The organism is Arthrobacter sp. UYEF36 (assembly GCF_040547025.1).
Lineage (GTDB): Bacteria > Actinomycetota > Actinomycetes > Actinomycetales > Micrococcaceae > Arthrobacter.
Map to the genome: position 1 here is coordinate 31833 of NZ_JBEPOX010000005.1, position 15482 is coordinate 47314.

The 15482-nt window shown below is 64.3% G+C and carries 16 protein-coding genes; 9 read left to right on the forward strand and 7 right to left on the reverse strand.

Going from position 1 to position 15482, the window contains the following annotated elements; all coding sequences use genetic code 11:
* Window positions 1–8 precede the first annotated feature (8 nt).
* Complete coding sequence (locus tag ABIB29_RS09210; protein WP_354172094.1) at window positions 9–1148, reverse strand: Gfo/Idh/MocA family protein; 1140 nt, start codon at window positions 1146–1148, stop codon at window positions 9–11.
* 133 nt (window positions 1149–1281) lie between these two features.
* Here ABIB29_RS09210 and ABIB29_RS09215 point away from each other — a divergent pair, with 133 nt between their 5' ends.
* From ABIB29_RS09215 to ABIB29_RS09255, 9 genes are read left to right on the forward strand one after another with little or no spacing between them, the layout of a single operon-like run.
* Complete coding sequence (locus tag ABIB29_RS09215) at window positions 1282–2184, forward strand: PfkB family carbohydrate kinase (protein ID WP_354172096.1); 903 nt, start codon at window positions 1282–1284, stop codon at window positions 2182–2184.
* 12 nt (window positions 2185–2196) lie between these two features.
* Window positions 2197–3081: an aldolase gene (locus ABIB29_RS09220; RefSeq protein WP_354172098.1), complete on the forward strand. Its 885-nt coding sequence runs from the start codon at window positions 2197–2199 to the stop codon at window positions 3079–3081.
* The gene (locus tag ABIB29_RS09225; RefSeq protein ID WP_354172099.1) at window positions 3078–4502 is read left to right on the forward strand and encodes a hypothetical protein; all 1425 of its coding nucleotides are present in this window, start codon (window positions 3078–3080) and stop codon (window positions 4500–4502) included. Before ABIB29_RS09220 ends, ABIB29_RS09225 begins: the two co-directional genes overlap by 4 nt.
* Window positions 4503–4555: 53 nt before the next feature.
* Window positions 4556–5845, forward strand: coding sequence for an ABC transporter substrate-binding protein (locus tag ABIB29_RS09230; protein WP_354172101.1), 1290 nt, complete (start codon window positions 4556–4558; stop codon window positions 5843–5845).
* Complete coding sequence (locus ABIB29_RS09235; protein ID WP_354172103.1) at window positions 5842–6804, forward strand: carbohydrate ABC transporter permease; 963 nt, start codon at window positions 5842–5844, stop codon at window positions 6802–6804. The genes ABIB29_RS09230 and ABIB29_RS09235 overlap by 4 nt, the downstream gene beginning before the upstream one ends.
* A 4-nt stretch (window positions 6805–6808) precedes the next feature.
* Window positions 6809–7624 carry a carbohydrate ABC transporter permease gene (locus tag ABIB29_RS09240; protein WP_354172105.1) on the forward strand — a complete coding sequence of 272 codons (816 nt, stop codon included), beginning with the start codon at window positions 6809–6811 and terminating at the stop codon, window positions 7622–7624.
* Window positions 7621–8736, forward strand: coding sequence for a M24 family metallopeptidase (locus ABIB29_RS09245; protein ID WP_354172107.1), 1116 nt, complete (start codon window positions 7621–7623; stop codon window positions 8734–8736). The genes ABIB29_RS09240 and ABIB29_RS09245 overlap by 4 nt, the downstream gene beginning before the upstream one ends.
* Window positions 8737–8758: 22 nt before the next feature.
* The gene (locus ABIB29_RS09250; protein WP_354172108.1) at window positions 8759–10198 is read left to right on the forward strand and encodes an NAD-dependent succinate-semialdehyde dehydrogenase; all 1440 of its coding nucleotides are present in this window, start codon (window positions 8759–8761) and stop codon (window positions 10196–10198) included.
* The gene (locus ABIB29_RS09255) at window positions 10199–10942 is read left to right on the forward strand and encodes a sulfite exporter TauE/SafE family protein (protein WP_354172110.1); all 744 of its coding nucleotides are present in this window, start codon (window positions 10199–10201) and stop codon (window positions 10940–10942) included. It abuts the gene before it with no gap.
* Between the two features lie 143 nt (window positions 10943–11085).
* On the opposite strand, the gene ABIB29_RS09260 is transcribed toward ABIB29_RS09255, so the two are convergent.
* From ABIB29_RS09260 to ABIB29_RS09285, 6 genes are all read right to left on the reverse strand, one after another.
* Window positions 11086–11466: a VOC family protein gene (locus ABIB29_RS09260; RefSeq protein ID WP_354172112.1), complete on the reverse strand. Its 381-nt coding sequence runs from the start codon at window positions 11464–11466 to the stop codon at window positions 11086–11088.
* A 1148-nt stretch (window positions 11467–12614) separates the two neighbouring features.
* Entirely contained in the window at window positions 12615–12878 is a 264-nt protein-coding gene (locus tag ABIB29_RS09265; protein ID WP_354172114.1) for a DUF305 domain-containing protein, read from the reverse strand.
* Between the two features lie 263 nt (window positions 12879–13141).
* The gene (locus ABIB29_RS09270) at window positions 13142–13444 is read right to left on the reverse strand and encodes a DUF4193 domain-containing protein (protein ID WP_354172116.1); all 303 of its coding nucleotides are present in this window, start codon (window positions 13442–13444) and stop codon (window positions 13142–13144) included.
* A 481-nt stretch (window positions 13445–13925) separates the two neighbouring features.
* Window positions 13926–14336: a four-helix bundle copper-binding protein gene (locus tag ABIB29_RS09275; protein ID WP_354172118.1), complete on the reverse strand. Its 411-nt coding sequence runs from the start codon at window positions 14334–14336 to the stop codon at window positions 13926–13928.
* A gap of 58 nt (window positions 14337–14394) precedes the next feature.
* Entirely contained in the window at window positions 14395–14811 is a 417-nt protein-coding gene (locus tag ABIB29_RS09280) for a hypothetical protein (RefSeq protein ID WP_354172120.1), read from the reverse strand.
* A gap of 110 nt (window positions 14812–14921) precedes the next feature.
* Entirely contained in the window at window positions 14922–15209 is a 288-nt protein-coding gene (locus ABIB29_RS09285; protein ID WP_354172121.1) for a hypothetical protein, read from the reverse strand.
* Between the last annotated feature and the right edge of the window lie 273 nt (window positions 15210–15482).

Genomic DNA, 15482 nt, shown 5'->3' on the forward strand with positions numbered 1-15482 from the left:
CTTACGTGTCAGCTGACGGCGCTGTTGGCGCTCAGCAGCTCAACCGGGCGTCCTTCAATGATGGAGCGCTCGGCCGCGAGGCCCATGCGCACCGACTGCAGTCCGTCCGCAACCGTAACTTCCACCGGGCCCTCCCCCAGAATGGCCTTACGGTAGCCAAGGTGCTCGTAGTAGGTGGAGCCGTGGTGGGCGCCTGCTGCCAGCACCGCTTCATCCACAGGGACCTCGTGTGTTTCAGGGCCCAGCGGTGAGCGCGGGCTGAATTCCACCACAGCTTCGGATTCATCGCCCTCGATCCAGTGGCTGGCGGCGACGGGGATAAGGCACTCGATCTTGGCGGCATCGCCCACGATGGAGATCCGCTCCTGGAACTTGGATCCTTCGGCGAACATGGACAGCTCCAGCATGGCCCGCCGGCCGCTCTTGAAGTCCACCACAACGTAGGCGTTGTCGATCATGTCCGACACCCTGCCTTCGTACAGCTCGTCCATGTGGTTGACGTCGTGGCCGCCACTCGCATAGATACGGGTGGGCTCGTCCTGGAGGATCAGCCTCATCAGGTCGAAGAAGTGGCAGCACTTCTCCACCAGGGTTCCGCCCGTGCGCTCGGCGAAGCGGTTCCACGCATCCACTTTGTGCAGGAAAGGGAACCGGTGCTCCACGATGGACAGCATAAATACGTTGCCCAGCTTGCCGCCGTGGGCGGCCTGGATGAGCTCCTGCACCGGAGGCATGTAGCGGTACTCCATGGCCACCCACACGGGGGCGGAGTAGCCCGCGGCGAGGGACTCGAGTTCGTCAGCCTGTTCGGCCGTGGTGCAGACCGGCTTCTCCACCAGCACGGGGAGCTTCACCTGGTGAGAGAAGATGTCCTTCAGGATGTCCAGGTGCGTGTCGTTTGGGCTTGCGATGACCAGCGCATCAACGAGGCCTGACGCCAGGAGCTCACGGTGGTCCGAAAACGTCTTCACCTCGTAGCCGACCTCTTCCACCGTCTCAGCGAGAGAGGAAGGCTGGGGGTCCGACACGGCGGTAATCAGGCTTCCGGGGATCAGGGCAAGGTTGCGGACGTGTTCCCGGGCCATGTGGCCGGCGCCTATGAGTCCGTAACGAATGGTCCTGACCGCTTCCGCAGTGGGCAATGACATGAGCTGCTCCGTTTCTCTACGTTGAGGATGGGATCGCGTTGCATCCCAGACAGAACTATACAGAAAGTGTTGTTATTCCAACATAGCGTGTGTATATTTCTTCATTACAACCGGAACTACAACGAGGTGGAACGTGTCCCAACCGTCAACCGGAACCCTGCTATTCGTAGGCTGCGCAACCCTTGACTCCATTGCCCTGGTCCAGGACTACCCCGCGGCGGACAGCCGCACCATCGCAACCGACTTTGCCACAGCGGGCGGCGGACCCGCCGCCACCGCTGCCGTCGCCGCCGCCCGCGCCGGAGCGGATGCCGCCTTCGCCGGGGTGCTCGGCACGGATGAGGAGGGGGACCGGATCATCGCCGGCCTGCAGGCCGAGGGGGTGGACACCTCCGCCGTGCTCCGCGATCCGGGCGTCAAAACAGGTGCCAGCGTGATCGTCGTCAGCAAGCGCTCCGAAAGCCGCGCCATCGTCACCCGGCCGGTGCCGCCGGTCCAGTTCCCCACGGACGGACGCTTCCGGGAACTGCTCAACGCCGCAGCGTGGGTCCATGCGGACCACCTCGGCTGGAACGCCCTAGCGGGTATTCCCAACCTGAACCTCAGCGTCGACGCGGGCAACCCCATCCCGAACTTCAGCCCGCGGGGCGTGGCCCTCTATGTCCCCACCGTTGAACGCCTGCAGGCGGAGTACGGCGGGAACCTGCCGGTCGAGACGCTGCTGCAGAAAGCGATCGACGACGGCGCCACCGCCGTCGTCGCCACTGCCGGCGCGGACGGGGCTTGGGTGAAGTCCGCCAGCAGCGAGGCGGTCCATGTACCGGCAACGCCTGCCGATATTGTCTCGACCCTCGGCGCCGGCGACGTCTTTCACGGCGCGCTGCTGGCCGCGGTGGCCGCCGGCCTGCCCCTCGTCGACGCCGCAGCCTACGCCGGCCGGATTGCCTCCGCCTCCTGCGCCGGGCTGGACGGCCGCTCGGCCATCCCGCGCGAAATCATCACACCTGTTCTTGCCTCAAACCACACCCCTAGCTGAAAGAAGCAGCCCATGACCCGCACAGACCTTTCACCCCTCCAGCGCCCCTCAGGCGCCTTCGCAATGCTCGCCGTCGACCAGCGCGAAGCCATGCGCAACATGATCGCCGAACACCAGGAAGCGCCGGTCACCGACAATGACCTGCGCGACTTCAAACTCGAGGCTGCCCGCATCCTCACCCCGTACGCTTCCGGTGTCCTGATTGACCGGCAGTTCGCCCTGGACCAGGCCATAGAAGCAGGAGTGGTTGACCCTGCCTGCGGTCTCATCGCTTCAGCCGACCACTTCGAACCCGCGCATGGCGAACTGGTGGGCGAGGTAACCATCGACCGTCTGGTTGATCCGCACAAGTATGCCGCCCTGGGCGCGAAAGCACTCAAGTTGCTGGTGCTCTACCGCCCGGATGAGCCTGCCGAGGGCCGGGTTCAGATGGTCCGCGAGTTCGTGGAACTGTGTAAGTCCGCCGGGCTGATCAGTATCATCGAACCTGTATCCCGCAAACCGCTCTCCGGAGACGACTTCGACTGGAACGCCGGCATCCTGGCCGCGGCCAGGGAACTGGGCAGCCTGGGAGCCGACCTGTATAAGGCCGAAGTGCCGTTCCACGGACAGGCCCCGGAACAGGAAGTCCGGGCAGCCTGCGCTGAACTGACCCGGGCCATCGACGGCCCCTGGGTTGTCCTCTCCTCCGGCGTCCCTGAGGACGTCTTCCCCGACGCCGTCCGGTGGGCCTGCCTCGAAGGTGCCAGCGGCTTCCTCTCCGGACGCGCCGTGTGGGCATCCTGCATCGGCTCCCCGGACGTCGTCGCCTCCCTGTCCACCGACGCCGTCCGGCGGCTGCAGCACCTCTGCGCCGTCGTGGACGACGTCGTCGCCTCCCAGCGGACCAACGCATGAGCACCACCGGCGCCAAGAAGCGCGTACTGATGATCGCGACGGCGCGGCCCACTTTCGTGGTGGAAGTCGCCGACCGCTACGCCGCAGCCGCCCGCGCACTGGTTGAGGAACTGGGAGCTGAGGTCTTCGGACCGCGCGAACTGGTCATGACCCCCGAGGACATCGAAGCCGCCCTGCCGTACCTGCAGGAGGACTTCGACCTGGTGGTCAACGTCTGCGCCAGCTTCTCCGACGCCTCCCCGGCGCTGGCGCTGTATGCAGACCTGGACCAGCCGGTTCTCCTGTGGTCATTCCGCGAACCGGGACCGGTGGGAGACAGGCTCTGGCTCAACTCGCTGTGCGGGTCCAACCTGTACGCCCACGCCCTGGTCCGCGCCGGCCGCAGCGTCCGGCTGATGTACGGAAACCCGGATGAGGGCAACGTGGCGGCCGTCCTGCGGAACGCCATCAACGGCACACTGCCCTCCGGCACCTCTCTGGAAGCAGTGCACGGCGAACGTGCCAAGGACACGGAAGCCGTGGGCGCGTCATTGCTCGGCATGAAGGGCCAGCGCCTGGGACTCGTGTCCGAGGCTCCCCCGGGCTTCACTCCCAGCCAGTTTGATCCCGACCTGCTGGAAAAGCTCTTCGGGCTGCAGGTGGAGCAGCTCAGCATCGATGAGATGTTCAGCAAGATCGACGACGTGGCCCCCGCCCAGTGCGACGCCGAGCAAAAGGCCGCCCGCGCCGCCCAGCCCAGCCTCAACTCCGTGAACGCGGAGGAGGTCGCGCGGTCCGCCGCCACCACAGTCGCCATGCGCGAATGGGGAGCTGCCAAGGACTTGTCCGCGATCGCCGTCCGCTGCTGGCCGGAATTTCCTACCCAGCGCGGGGTATGCCCGTGCTCCTCCCTGTCACGCGTCGCAGACGAAGGGACACCCACGGCCTGCGAGCGCGACGTTTACGGCGCCGTGACCATGCTGCTGATGCAGTCCCTGGGCTCCGGCCCCACCTACCTGGTGGACACGGTGGACCTCAATACGGACAACAACAGCGTGCGGCTCTGGCACTGCGGCTCGGCGGCTACGGCCTTGGCGGCCGATCCGGCCGAGGCCACCCAGTTCACCCACTGCAACCGGAAAATCGGCGTTGCCGGCAACTTCCCGCTGAAGACCGGACCGGTGGTCATGGCCCGCCTGACCGAGAACAACGACGGCGGTGGCGGGCTCCGGCTGCTCATCGGCGCCGGAGAATCCATCCCCGCGCCCAACCACTTCCAGGGAAACACTGCGGAAGTCCGGCTCGACGTGGACGCCAGTTCGTTCGTGAACTCACTGGTGGTGGGTGGGTTCCCCCACCACACCGTCCTGGCGTGGAAAGACATCCGTCCCCAGCTCCGCACCGCGGCTGACCTCCTGGGGATCCCCGTCACCGAGTGGTGACCCCCTCATCAGACCGCATCAAGGCAACGCAAACACTCAACGAGGAGAATATTGTGAGTCAGATTTCACGTAGGCAGGCACTTACTGTTTTTGGCGCCCTTGGCTTCGGCGCAACGGCCGCGGCATGCGCGGGCCCCGGTGGCAGCACGGCACCGGGCGGCAGCGCCGGCGCCGTTGCCCCGTCCGCCGGGAACATCACCGGCAAAGTGTCCTTTGCGCACTGGCGCGGTGAGGACAAGGTGGTGTTCGACGAGCTGATCAAACGCTTCGCCGCCCTCCACGACGGCGTCGAAGTCGCGCAGGATATTTCCACCTCCAACGACTACAACGCGCAGGCACTGCAGAAGCTGCGCGGCGGTTCGATCGGCGACGCCTTCGCCACCTTCCGCGGGTCCCAGTTCAACAACTTCACCGAGGCCGGCATCTACACCGATCTGAAGGACAGCAAGGCGGCGTCGAACTACCAGCCGGGTCTCCTCGCCGCCGGCAAGTCCGGGGACAACCAACTGGGCCTCCCCTACCAGGTGGTCTTCCCGATGCCCATGGCCAACGCGGACCTGTTCGACAAGGCCGGGGCAGACATTGCACCCAAGGACTGGGAGGCTTTCCTGGCGATGTGCGAAAAGCTCGCGGCCTCCGGCGTTATCCCCATCTCCTGGCCGGGCGGCGACGTCGGAAACGGCGGCCAGCTGTTCAACTGCATGATCGCCAACAATGCCCCCGTTGATGACATGTGCGCGCAGATCGAGCAGGGCAAGCTGAAGGTCACCGACGACTGGTTCCTGAAGATGCTCGGACAGTACAAGGACCTGGTCCCCTACCTGCAGCCCAACGCCACGGGCACCGCGGTGGAGCCGGCGCAGAACCTCTTTTCCCAGGGCAAGGCCGCCATGCTCGCCACCGGCTCGTACCACATCGCCGCTGTCCGCGGACTGGGCGCCCAGTTCCCCATCGAGCTGGTGTTCCCCAACACTTCCACCGGCGGCGATGCCAAGTACGAGGGCGTCTACAACGCCACTTTCATCCTGGGCGTGAACGCCGCCAGCAAGAACCAGGCAGCCGCAGCCGCGTGGGTCGATTTCCTCTCCGAACCGGAGAACGCGGCTTACTACGCCAACGAGACGGCCCAGCACGTGTCCGTGGACAAGGTGGATTACACCAATCCCGACCTGAAGCGGCTGAGCCCCTGGCTGGAGAAGAAGACGGCGCTGGCCGCCCGGTTCCAGTTCCAGAACCTGGATGTCCGCAATGCCGTGGAAGCCAGCGCCACGGCCGTCATCTCCGGCACCAGTCCGGAGCAGGCAGCGGAGGCCGCCCAGAAGATTGTTGACGAACGGCTATGAGTATCCATCCCGGAACGGCTGCGAAGAGGAGCGCACCGGACAGCCGTCCCGGCGCCCCCGACCCGAAGGCGCGCCGCCGTTCACCCACCCGGGTGAACCCCGCTCTCTACCTTTTCCCGCTGCCGGCCGTGGCCATCATTTCGTTCTTCCTGGTGATGCCCACGCTGCAGGCCTTCCAGTACGCCGTCACTGACTGGAACGGCTTCTCCGCCGCGTTCAACTACGTGGGTATGGACAACTTCGTCCGCGCGTTCACCAAGGATTCGCTGTTTACCAACGCGCTGACGAACAACCTGAAGTTCGTGCTGCTGGTGGTGGTGGCGCAGACAGTGTTCTCGCTGCTGCTGGCCCTGCTGCTCACCAAGAACTCCCGCGGAGGCATCCTGCTCCGCGCCCTGTTCTTCTTCCCCACCATCCTGTCCTCCGTGTCCGTGGCGTTCATCTGGAAGTTCATTTATGACCCGAACTTCGGACTCGCTAACTCGGTACTCGGGGCCGTAGGCCTGGAAGCCCTGCAGGGCTCCTACCTGGGGAACAACGCGCAGGCGCTGTACTGGGTGGCATTGACACAGGTCTGGTTCCACGCAGGACAGATGATGGTCGTCTTCATCGCCGGGCTGCAAGCCATCCCGCGGGAACTCTACGAAGCGGCTGAGATGGACGGCGCCGGCAAATGGCAGCAGTTCAAGTCGATCACCTGGCCGTTCGTGGCACCCGCCACGTCCATCGTGGTGGCCTATTCCACCGTCCAGTCGTTCAAGGCGTTCGACCTAATCCTCGGTATCGCCGGCAATCCGCCGAAAGCGTCCCTGGACATCCTCTCCACCCGTATCTACAGCACTTTCGCCAACTCGGAGTTCGGCTATGCCGCCGCCCAGTCAATCATCTTCATGGCGATGATTGCCCTGGTCACGTGGCTGCAGCGCCGGTTGCTCCGTCTCACCCCGAAGGGGGAATGACAGCATGCTCTCGTCAATAACCCGCCGCGGAATCCTCGCGATCTACACGGTCATCATCATCGTTCCGCTGACCGTGGTGGGGTTCGGCAGCTTCAAGTCCACCCAGGAACTCTTCGAGGGGCCGTTCAGCCTGCCGCAGTCGCTCTCCCCGGCCAACTACGCGGAGGTCATCGGCGGTCAGGACCTTGGTTCGTCGTTTATGAACAGCGTCATTGTCACCGCCATTTCCGTGCCGCTCACCTTGTTCCTTGCCAGCCTCGCTGGCTACGCCGTGGCCCGGCTCAGGGGCTTCATGTCCTGGGCCGTCTTCGGTTTCCTGGTCCTGGGCATGGCGATCCCCGCCCAGGCCAACATGGTGCCGCTCTACGTACTGCTCGGTCGGCTCGGGCTGCTGGACAGCCTCACCGGCCTGGTGCTGGCCAATGTGGTTTCCACGCTGCCGATCGCGGTCTTCATTCTGGGCGGGTTCATGCGGACCCTGCCCAAGGAACTCTTCGAGGCATCCTCCATTGACGGAACAGGACCTTGGCGGACCTACGTCTCCATCGCCCTCCCGCTGTCCGCCCCGTCAGTGGCGGCGGCAGCAATCTTCCTGTTCGTGATCCACTGGAATGAACTGTTGTACCCGCTGCTGTTCATCCAGTCGCCGAGCAACCGGACCCTGCCGCTGGCACTGCTCAGCTTCCAAGGCGAGTTCCAGACCAACTATCCGCTGCTGTTTGCCGGTGTCATCCTGGCCTCCCTGCCCGTGGTGGTGGCGTACGTCTTCCTGCAGCGATACTTCGTTGCCGGGATCACCGCCGGAGCAAGCAAGGGATGAGCGCAGCAAGCCTCCCGGGCAGCTGGGAAGATCAACTCGCCTCCCTCCGCCGCCTTTCCGTGGAACACGGTGCGCACACCGTGGTGATCCGGGACCCGCTGAACCTCTCATGGTTCACGGGCGCCCGGTGGCACGTGCCGCAGACGCTGAACATGGCCTGCTTCGACGTCGTCGTCTCCGGCCTGGCCGGACCGCCGGGCGGCGAAGAGGTGCGGATCGTCACGAATGCCATCGAGGCGCCCCGGCTGAGGGACACAGAGTTTGCCGGCCGCGCGGTGGTGTTCGACGTCGTGGACTGGACGGAAGACCGGTCTTCCCGGCTGCCCGCCGGCCCAGGTGTTCTGACGGACCAGCCCAACGGAATGGGCGCCGGCAGCATTGACGGTCAGGCACCGCTTGCCGCCATCCGCCGGATCCTCACCCCCGGCCAGCAGCAGACCCTCACCGGACTGTGCGCCGACCTTGCGCGGATCACCGGACGGGTTGTGTCTGCCATCAGGCCAGGCGACTCAGAGCAGCACATTGCCGGCCAATTGGTGGCAGCGCTGCTGGACGAAAGCATTGAGGCAGTGGCCCTCTTCGTGGGATCCGACGAACGGATCGGTGCCCACCGCCACCCTCTCGCCTCCGCGAAGCCGGTGCAGGACCGCGTGATGGTTGCCTGCTGCGGGCGACGGGGCGGCATGGTGGGAACCATCACCCGGATGGCGTCCTTTTCCGCGCTCGGTGCCGAATCCGCCAGGTACAACGCTTTGCTACACGTGGAACAGATGTTCCTGGACCACAGCAAACCCGGCGCCGTGCTGGGCGAGATTTTCGCCCACGGGGCGGGCGCCTACGGCGACAACGGCTTCGAAGTCGAGGAGTGGCGCCGGCACCACCAGGGCGGCCTCACCGGGTTCAACCCGCGCGAACTGATAGCGAACCCGCGCACAACCCTTGAACTTGCTGAGGGCATGGTGCTGGGCTGGAATCCATCCGGAGCCTGGTTCAAAGTTGAGGACACCGTGCTGGTCACCGCCGACGGTCCCCGGATTCTCACCATCGATGACACCTGGCCCACCCTGGCTGTGGGTGGCCGTGCCCGCCCCGCCGTGCTTGAAATTCACTAGCCCAAGAAAAGAGAACCCACACGTGAACCTGAAATCAGCCCGTCACCTGGTGAACGGCACCTGGCAGTCCGCCGACAAATCAAGGGACGTTGTCGACCCCGGAAATGGCCTCACCGTCGGTGAAGTAGCCTGGGGAACAGCTGGCGACGCCGTCAAGGCCGCCGACGCCGCTGCCGGCGCGTTCGCGTCATGGTCCCAAACCACCGTGCGGATGAGGGCCGACCTGCTCCGGAACGCGGCGGACCTCCTCGCCGAACGGCGCGACGAACTGGCCCTCACCCTGGCCTTGGAGGCCGGCAAACGGCTCCCCGAAGCTCAGGGTGAAGTGGACTTCTCTGTCGAGTACTTCCGCTGGTTCGCCGAGGAAGTCCGCCGCTCCACGGGGACGATCAGTCCGCCCGAAATGCAGGGACGGCGTCACCTTAGCCTTCGCAAACCTATCGGGGTTGCCCTGAGTCTCACACCGTGGAACTTCCCGGTGTCCATCCAGGCCCGCAAGCTTGCCGCCATGCTGGCTGCAGGCTGCACCGTGGTGGGACGGGTCTCCGAAAAGGCGCCACTCGCGGCGACCGGGCTGTTCGAGGTCCTGCACGACGCCGGGTTCCCCGCCGGCGTCGTGAACGTCGTCCATGGGCCCTCCCGGGACATCACCGCAGCCCTGGTCCGTCACCCGGCCGTGCGGGCCGTCAGTTTCACGGGTTCCACCGGTGTGGGGAGGCAGATCATGGCCATGTCGTCCGATCGCCTGGTCCGTCCGCTTCTGGAACTGGGCGGCAACGCGCCGTATATCGTGTTCGAAGATGCCGACCTGGATGCGGCGGTAGAAGGCGCCATTCTTGGAAGGCTCCGCAACACCGGGCAATCCTGTGTTGCAGCCAACCGCTTCCTGGTCCAGGAAAGCATCGCCGAGGAATTCGCGAAAAAGCTTGGGGCGCGGTTCGATGCGATGTCGATCGGACACGGTGTTCCCGATGACGGTTCAGCCGTTCCGGATCTTGGTCCAATGATCGACGGCGAACGGGTGTCAGCCGTGCAGGCCCTGGTGGACGACGCCGTCGAACGAGGTGCCCGACGGATCACCCAGCGGACGGAAGTTCCCGGCGGTGGGGCATTCATGGCCCCGGCGCTCCTGATGGACGTACCGGACGACGCCGCCCTGGTGACCGAGGAGGTCTTCGGCCCGGCAGCCGGTATTGTCACGTTCGCCTCGGACGAGGACGCCATCCGGAAAGCAAACGCCACCGAGATGGGGCTCGCAGCCTATGTCTGGAGCGCCGATTCCAAGCGTGCCTGGAATATCCCGGAACGGCTGGAAGCAGGCATCGTGGGAGTCAATGATCCCCTGCCGTCCGTGGCATTCGCGCCGATGGGCGGCGTCAAGCAGTCCGGCCTCGGCCGGGAGGGATCAGACCTGGGCATGGCCGAGTTCGAGGAGGTCCAGTACGTGGCCTGGAGGCCATAGGTGCTGACCACCGGGCTGGTGCTGGCCGCCGTCGTCATGGGCGCTGGGATGCAGCGCATCACCGGCATGGGTTTCGCCCTGGTGGCCGCTCCTTTCCTGGTCCTGCTCCTCGGACCGGTGGAAGGTGTGGTGCTGGTGAACCTCTGCGGAGCCGTGACCGCCGGTGCCATCATCTTCCGGGTGGTCCGGGACATCGACTGGCGCCGTTATGCAGCACTGGCCGCCTCAGCGCTCCTCGGGATCATCCCGGCGGCGTTCCTGATCAGGCTGATCCCCCCGGCTGTCCTGGAAATCTCGATCGGCGTCTTTCTGGCTGTCGGGCTGACCGTCCTGCTGGCACTGAAATCGGCGAAACTGCCCGCCCGTCGCCGCTACCTCTGGACAGCCGGAGGCCTGAGCGGATTCATGAACACGGCGGCGGGTGTGGGCGGGCCCGCAGTGAGCATGTACTCCATTGCCACCGGCTGGGACCACCGTTCGTTCGCGGCCACGATGCAACCCTACTTTTTCACCATCGGATGCTTCTCTTTGGTTTCCAAGGCAATTACCGCTCCGGCATCCTTCCCCGTCCTCCCGTTGAGCATGTGGCTGGCCGTGGCCATTGCGTGCCTCGCGGGCCTGGTTCTGGGCGACGTCGCTGCCAAGTACGTCCCCGCCAGGAGCGCCCAACTCCTGCTGATAGTTCTTGCCTACCTTGGTTCTGCCGCAACTATTGTGCGCGGTGTCCTGGACATCTTGGTCTAGGTTCACGCATTCCCTCACGTTCACCATCACCCGATACCCCACCCACCGAGCCGGACGGCTCGGCTCCACCGTTGCGCTATCACTTGTAGCTGCTCTCAGCGCTCAGAACGACCAAATGTGATAGCGCATCGGGGGCGTCCGGCCTACGAGCGCTGGGAGATGTTGAGAATGTTGCCCTCGCTGTCCAGGAACCAGGCTGCCTTCCCCCAGTCAGCGGTGGCAATGCCGTTCTCCGTCTTCAGGCCGGGAAAATCGTACTCTTCAAAGACGACGCCGCGGCCTCGCAGTTCCTCCATCTCGCGTTCGAGGTTGTCCGTTTCCCAGCCCATCTGGGTGTTCTTGGCTGTCCCTGCATTCTCGGTCTGGTAAAGGAGGAAGCCCGTTCCTTGGCCGCAGCTGTACATCACGCTGCCCTCCTCCATGGATTCGGAGGGCTCTATTCCCATCTTGTCCCGGTAGAACTCCTTCGCCCTGTTGATGTCCTTCGCGGCGAGGACAGCGATGATGTTTGAATTCTTGAACATGATGATTCCCTTCTGTGCGTTGATGATCGCAGCGATGGCGTTGCTCCCCCAGGTTGCGGTCCCCGGAATCCTTGTCCGGAGCCTGTGACCGTCCTTGCGCCTAGCCGGGCAGCCACCTGGGACTCTTCAACGCCGCGCCACCCATCGCCGGCGCGAGGGTCCCCGAAGCTTATGTGGCCATTATGGACCGCTTGGTCCTGCGGAAATAGGGGCGCTTGGCACCCGGCGGAAAGGTCCTGGGACGGCCGCGATCTAACAGACAAGCGTGCGTCGGCGACCCCGGCGGGGCCGGCTTCCCCAATTTGTCGGGGACCAAACCGCGGAGCTGTCGCTTGCGCAAATGAAGACCATGGACCGCGGCTTTATCCAGCTGCGGGGTACCCGGAGCTGGACGAGCCCCTACGAGCGCGGCCTGAAGCTTCCCAAGACCTCTAAGCGCTAGAAGTACGACAAGGGGGCGGCCACTCTGTGGTCGCCCCCAATTGCGTTCATCTGAGGGCCGGTGAATCTAGCCGCAGTGCAGATGCGGCGAACTCAAAGGGTGCCCACGAGCCTTGTAATACGCGCCCGATGGCCGCTTGGGCGCGGTCTATCTGGCCAAATTAGGCGTACAAGTGCTGCGTGTGTCGGCGGATAGGTCAAGCTTCAGCCTGATCTTCTGCGCGGTAGCGGCTCGGGTAGGCTCATCTGCCCACCCATTCCAGGCCGCAATCAGACTGGCTTCAGTAATTTGGTTTGCTACGTTTCCGGCGACGCTTACCTCTGTGCAAAAAGCTTTCGGCCAATGTGGCTACGTCCGCCCTGACGGACTCGGGTCACTGCCTCTGATCGAAAGCAAGGCCGCGGCCGCAGCGGTTGTTGATCACGTCCTCGAATGGGTCGGGGCTGTCTTCGGGAACCTGTCACAGCCGGAGTGGCTGCATCACTGCACCGAGAATCTGGGTGCTGAGCATTCGTCGGTTCTGCGGGCCGATCGCCGCGACGTCTGAAGCGTCGGGCCCCGGTTTCCTCACAACGGCTCCAAGGCTACCGACGATTTGCCCCGCAGCGGGACTTCATGGAGTTCATCTCAGTCGTGCCCCATGGAGTTGGCCGTGGACTGTGCCGTGGCGCGGTCCACGGCTGACCTCGACCCGGAGCTTCTGTCGCTAATAGCGCTCAAGGATGGTTTTCATTTGGTCGATTTCTTTCTGCTGGGAGGAGATGATCTCCTCCCAGAGTTCTTTGATTTCGGGGTCCGTGATGTCAGCTTCCTGGCACATCAGGATGGCCCTGGAGTGGTGGGGAATCATGGATTTCAGGAACTGCTCATCGCTGATGAATGTCTCTGCCCGCCCGAAGGCGAAGATGAGAACAAAAACCGCAGCCATCACAGCGGTAAGGACGATCTTCAGCCTTTTGTTCTTGAACATCCCCACATGATGATGATCATCCGGATACCCATCGGTGCCACCAAGGCGGCGGCAACGGCGCCTGTACAGCCATAGGCGATTCATTGCCACCGCCGATAATTCCAAGTGATTAAACCCGTGAAACAAGAAGGTCTGGGCGGGCCCGCTCGCACCGGCAGTAGGCGGTGGCGCAGACCCGGCAGTGATCGAACACGGAAGCGGGCCCGCCGCCTTCGTCGCCGCAGGCTTTGCGCGCGGCCCTGCAGGCTTCCAGCGCTGCCCGGCTAGCCTTCGCATTCCTGGCAGTATTGGTGGCCGTCGTGTTCCCGGGCCATTTGGGACCGGTGCCGGACCAGGAAGCAGGAGTGACACGTAAACTCGTCCGCGGATTGGGGGACGACCTGGATTTTGAGTTCCTCAGCGACGATTTCACCGCCGGGAACGCCGAGAGCGTCAGCATCATCGGGTGCATCGAGTTCCCGCACCACGCTGAGCGCGTCGGGGGCGTTGGCGGACTTTAGCGCTTCAAGGGACTTATCCTGCGTTTCCTTAACGTCGGTGCGCAGTTCATCGTAATCAGAGGTCATGGTCTGTTCCTCGTTTCCTGGTTGTTGTCCCGAATGCAACCGATCCGCAATGGCTCTTGTTCCCCAACCTGGTTCCTGATCAGTGATGGCTGGCCGGTAGTGGTGAAGCACGCTGCCGGCCATCAACGCGACGGGCGCGTTCCAGTTCCATCGGCAAACCGGGCAGGACGTGGGACGGACCCACCGTGGCGGTGCATGGCAGGCTCGGAAGTAAAGCAACCCCGGCCGGCCGCCGTTGCAGACGGGCAGTGTTAATCCTGTCTCTGGTCGAAGCTGAAACCGCAGGCGCACCGGTAGGTGAGCAGGCCGCCGTCGTTCACACCTTCCGGCGATTCAATGAGCGGCGGGGTTTGGTCTGCAGCTAGTAACTGCATCGGTTCGCCGCAGTGGATGTGTGTGGCCAGCATCCGCCGAAGTAGCGGATCTGCTGGGGGCCTCTCAGGTGCTGCCCTCTTGAGCTGTTGTGTCATCATCGGCTCCCTTACTCAGCCAGCGAGGTGAGGAGGTCGGCGCAGGCCTGCTCACAGCGCCGGCAGGCTTCTGCGCAGACCTCGCAATGGCGGTGCATCGAGGCGTGCTGTCCGCATGCATCGGCGCAGGCCTTGCATGCGGTGCGGCACGCTTGAAGCACTGCACGGGTGAGATCAGCGGTGTCGCCTATATGGCGGGAGAGGATCTTTCCGGTGGCCACGCAAATGTCGACGCAGTCGAGGCTGGTGCGGATGCATTGGGTGAGCTCGGCGACCATCTCCTCGCTGAGGCAGGCGTCGGCGCAGGCAGTGCACGTTTGGGCGCACTCAAAGCACGCCTGGATGCATTCGTCGAGTTTGGCTTTATCGATGCTGCCCGCGCCCAGAGGGTGGGCGTCCAGCATGGACTGTACATGTGTCATTGGTTTCTCTTTCCAGGTCTGTTCAGCAGGTCTTGGTGTAGTTAAACGGCGGGCCGTTTTACGTCCTGCTGATGGAAAGCTGGACCACCGTGAGCGCCGAGGGTTCCGGCTCCGGCGGGACAGTGTTGGAAACCGCATCACCGGGCGGCGGCTGGAATATGGAGGGCGGGTCCACTGCCCCTGTCCTCAGCGGTGCCGGTTCGCCGCGCGGAGCCTGCCGCCGTTCGCAGCACTCCCGCTCCATCGACCCGGGCTCAACAAACGGACCGGCCTGCTGGACTGCATGGACCGCCTCGGAGGCCGACGCCAGCCTCTCACCCGGGCCGGGTGAGGACGCCACCGCCCCAAGCCACACCGGGCTGTCTGACCGGGCGGCGGGCGACTGCGCTTCCCCTGACTGGAAGGGGCTGTGTCCAACGACGGCGTATCGGCTGCCGTGGGTGTAGGAGGCCGCTCCCGCGAGGAGGAGTGCCACTAGTAGCCACACGAAAGCCCTTCGCAGCGCAGCGAGGCAGCGAAGCAGTCCAAGCACAGACCCACTCAGCGCGGACATCACCACTTCCTGCTCGACACCTTTTTATCAGCCTAGCTTCGGGTGTCCCTGCAGGAGGTCACACATGTATTACTTTTGGCCGTCGACGTGGACGCCACGATATACGACTCGCCCTTCCACTCCCGGTGCGGGGCTTCATCCAGTTCCACCCCGGTCTCCTGTTTGACGTCCGCCACGTTGAAGCCGCGGTGGACGATGCCGGTGACCTTGACTCTCGCACCGGGCTCGATGGCCAAGGTCCCGGATTGATTCACGATCAGGAGTTCTTCGACGGCGGGTTTGTCCGGATCTTTGATGGAAAAAGCGCACGGAGAAATCACCTTCTCCACCTCACCGGGTGCCGTGTCTTTCGTGTACTCCAGGTCGGCACCCGGTACCGCTTCACGGATCGCGTCGAGGTGGACGTCCTCAATTTCCGTCCCTGTCCCGGGCGTGGGCGCTGACGTGATTTCCGTTCCGGTCCCGGGAGTGGGCTCTGAAGTGCTGCATTCCGGACCGGGCACAGGATGCCGCAATCATGGCCACGGCCCTGCCAGTCACATGGGCAGGGTTGCAAGGCGCAAGGGGGCATTGGCCGGGGCGTTCTGCGACGG

Bases quoted from the DNA above. Each gene is read 5' to 3' on its own strand.
- ABIB29_RS09210 (WP_354172094.1), bottom strand. From the start codon at position 1,148: ATGTCATTGCCCACTGCGGAAGCGGTCAGGACCATTCGTTACGGACTC.
- ABIB29_RS09220 (WP_354172098.1), top strand. From the start codon at position 2,197: ATGACCCGCACAGACCTTTCACCCCTCCAGCGCCCCTCAGGCGCCTTC.
- ABIB29_RS09225 (WP_354172099.1), top strand. From the start codon at position 3,078: ATGAGCACCACCGGCGCCAAGAAGCGCGTACTGATGATCGCGACGGCG.
- ABIB29_RS09235 (WP_354172103.1), top strand. From the start codon at position 5,842: ATGAGTATCCATCCCGGAACGGCTGCGAAGAGGAGCGCACCGGACAGC.
- ABIB29_RS09240 (WP_354172105.1), top strand. From the start codon at position 6,809: ATGCTCTCGTCAATAACCCGCCGCGGAATCCTCGCGATCTACACGGTC.
- ABIB29_RS09245 (WP_354172107.1), top strand. From the start codon at position 7,621: ATGAGCGCAGCAAGCCTCCCGGGCAGCTGGGAAGATCAACTCGCCTCC.
- ABIB29_RS09260 (WP_354172112.1), bottom strand. From the start codon at position 11,466: ATGTTCAAGAATTCAAACATCATCGCTGTCCTCGCCGCGAAGGACATC.
- ABIB29_RS09265 (WP_354172114.1), bottom strand. From the start codon at position 12,878: ATGTTCAAGAACAAAAGGCTGAAGATCGTCCTTACCGCTGTGATGGCT.
- ABIB29_RS09270 (WP_354172116.1), bottom strand. From the start codon at position 13,444: ATGACCTCTGATTACGATGAACTGCGCACCGACGTTAAGGAAACGCAG.
- ABIB29_RS09275 (WP_354172118.1), bottom strand. From the start codon at position 14,336: ATGACACATGTACAGTCCATGCTGGACGCCCACCCTCTGGGCGCGGGC.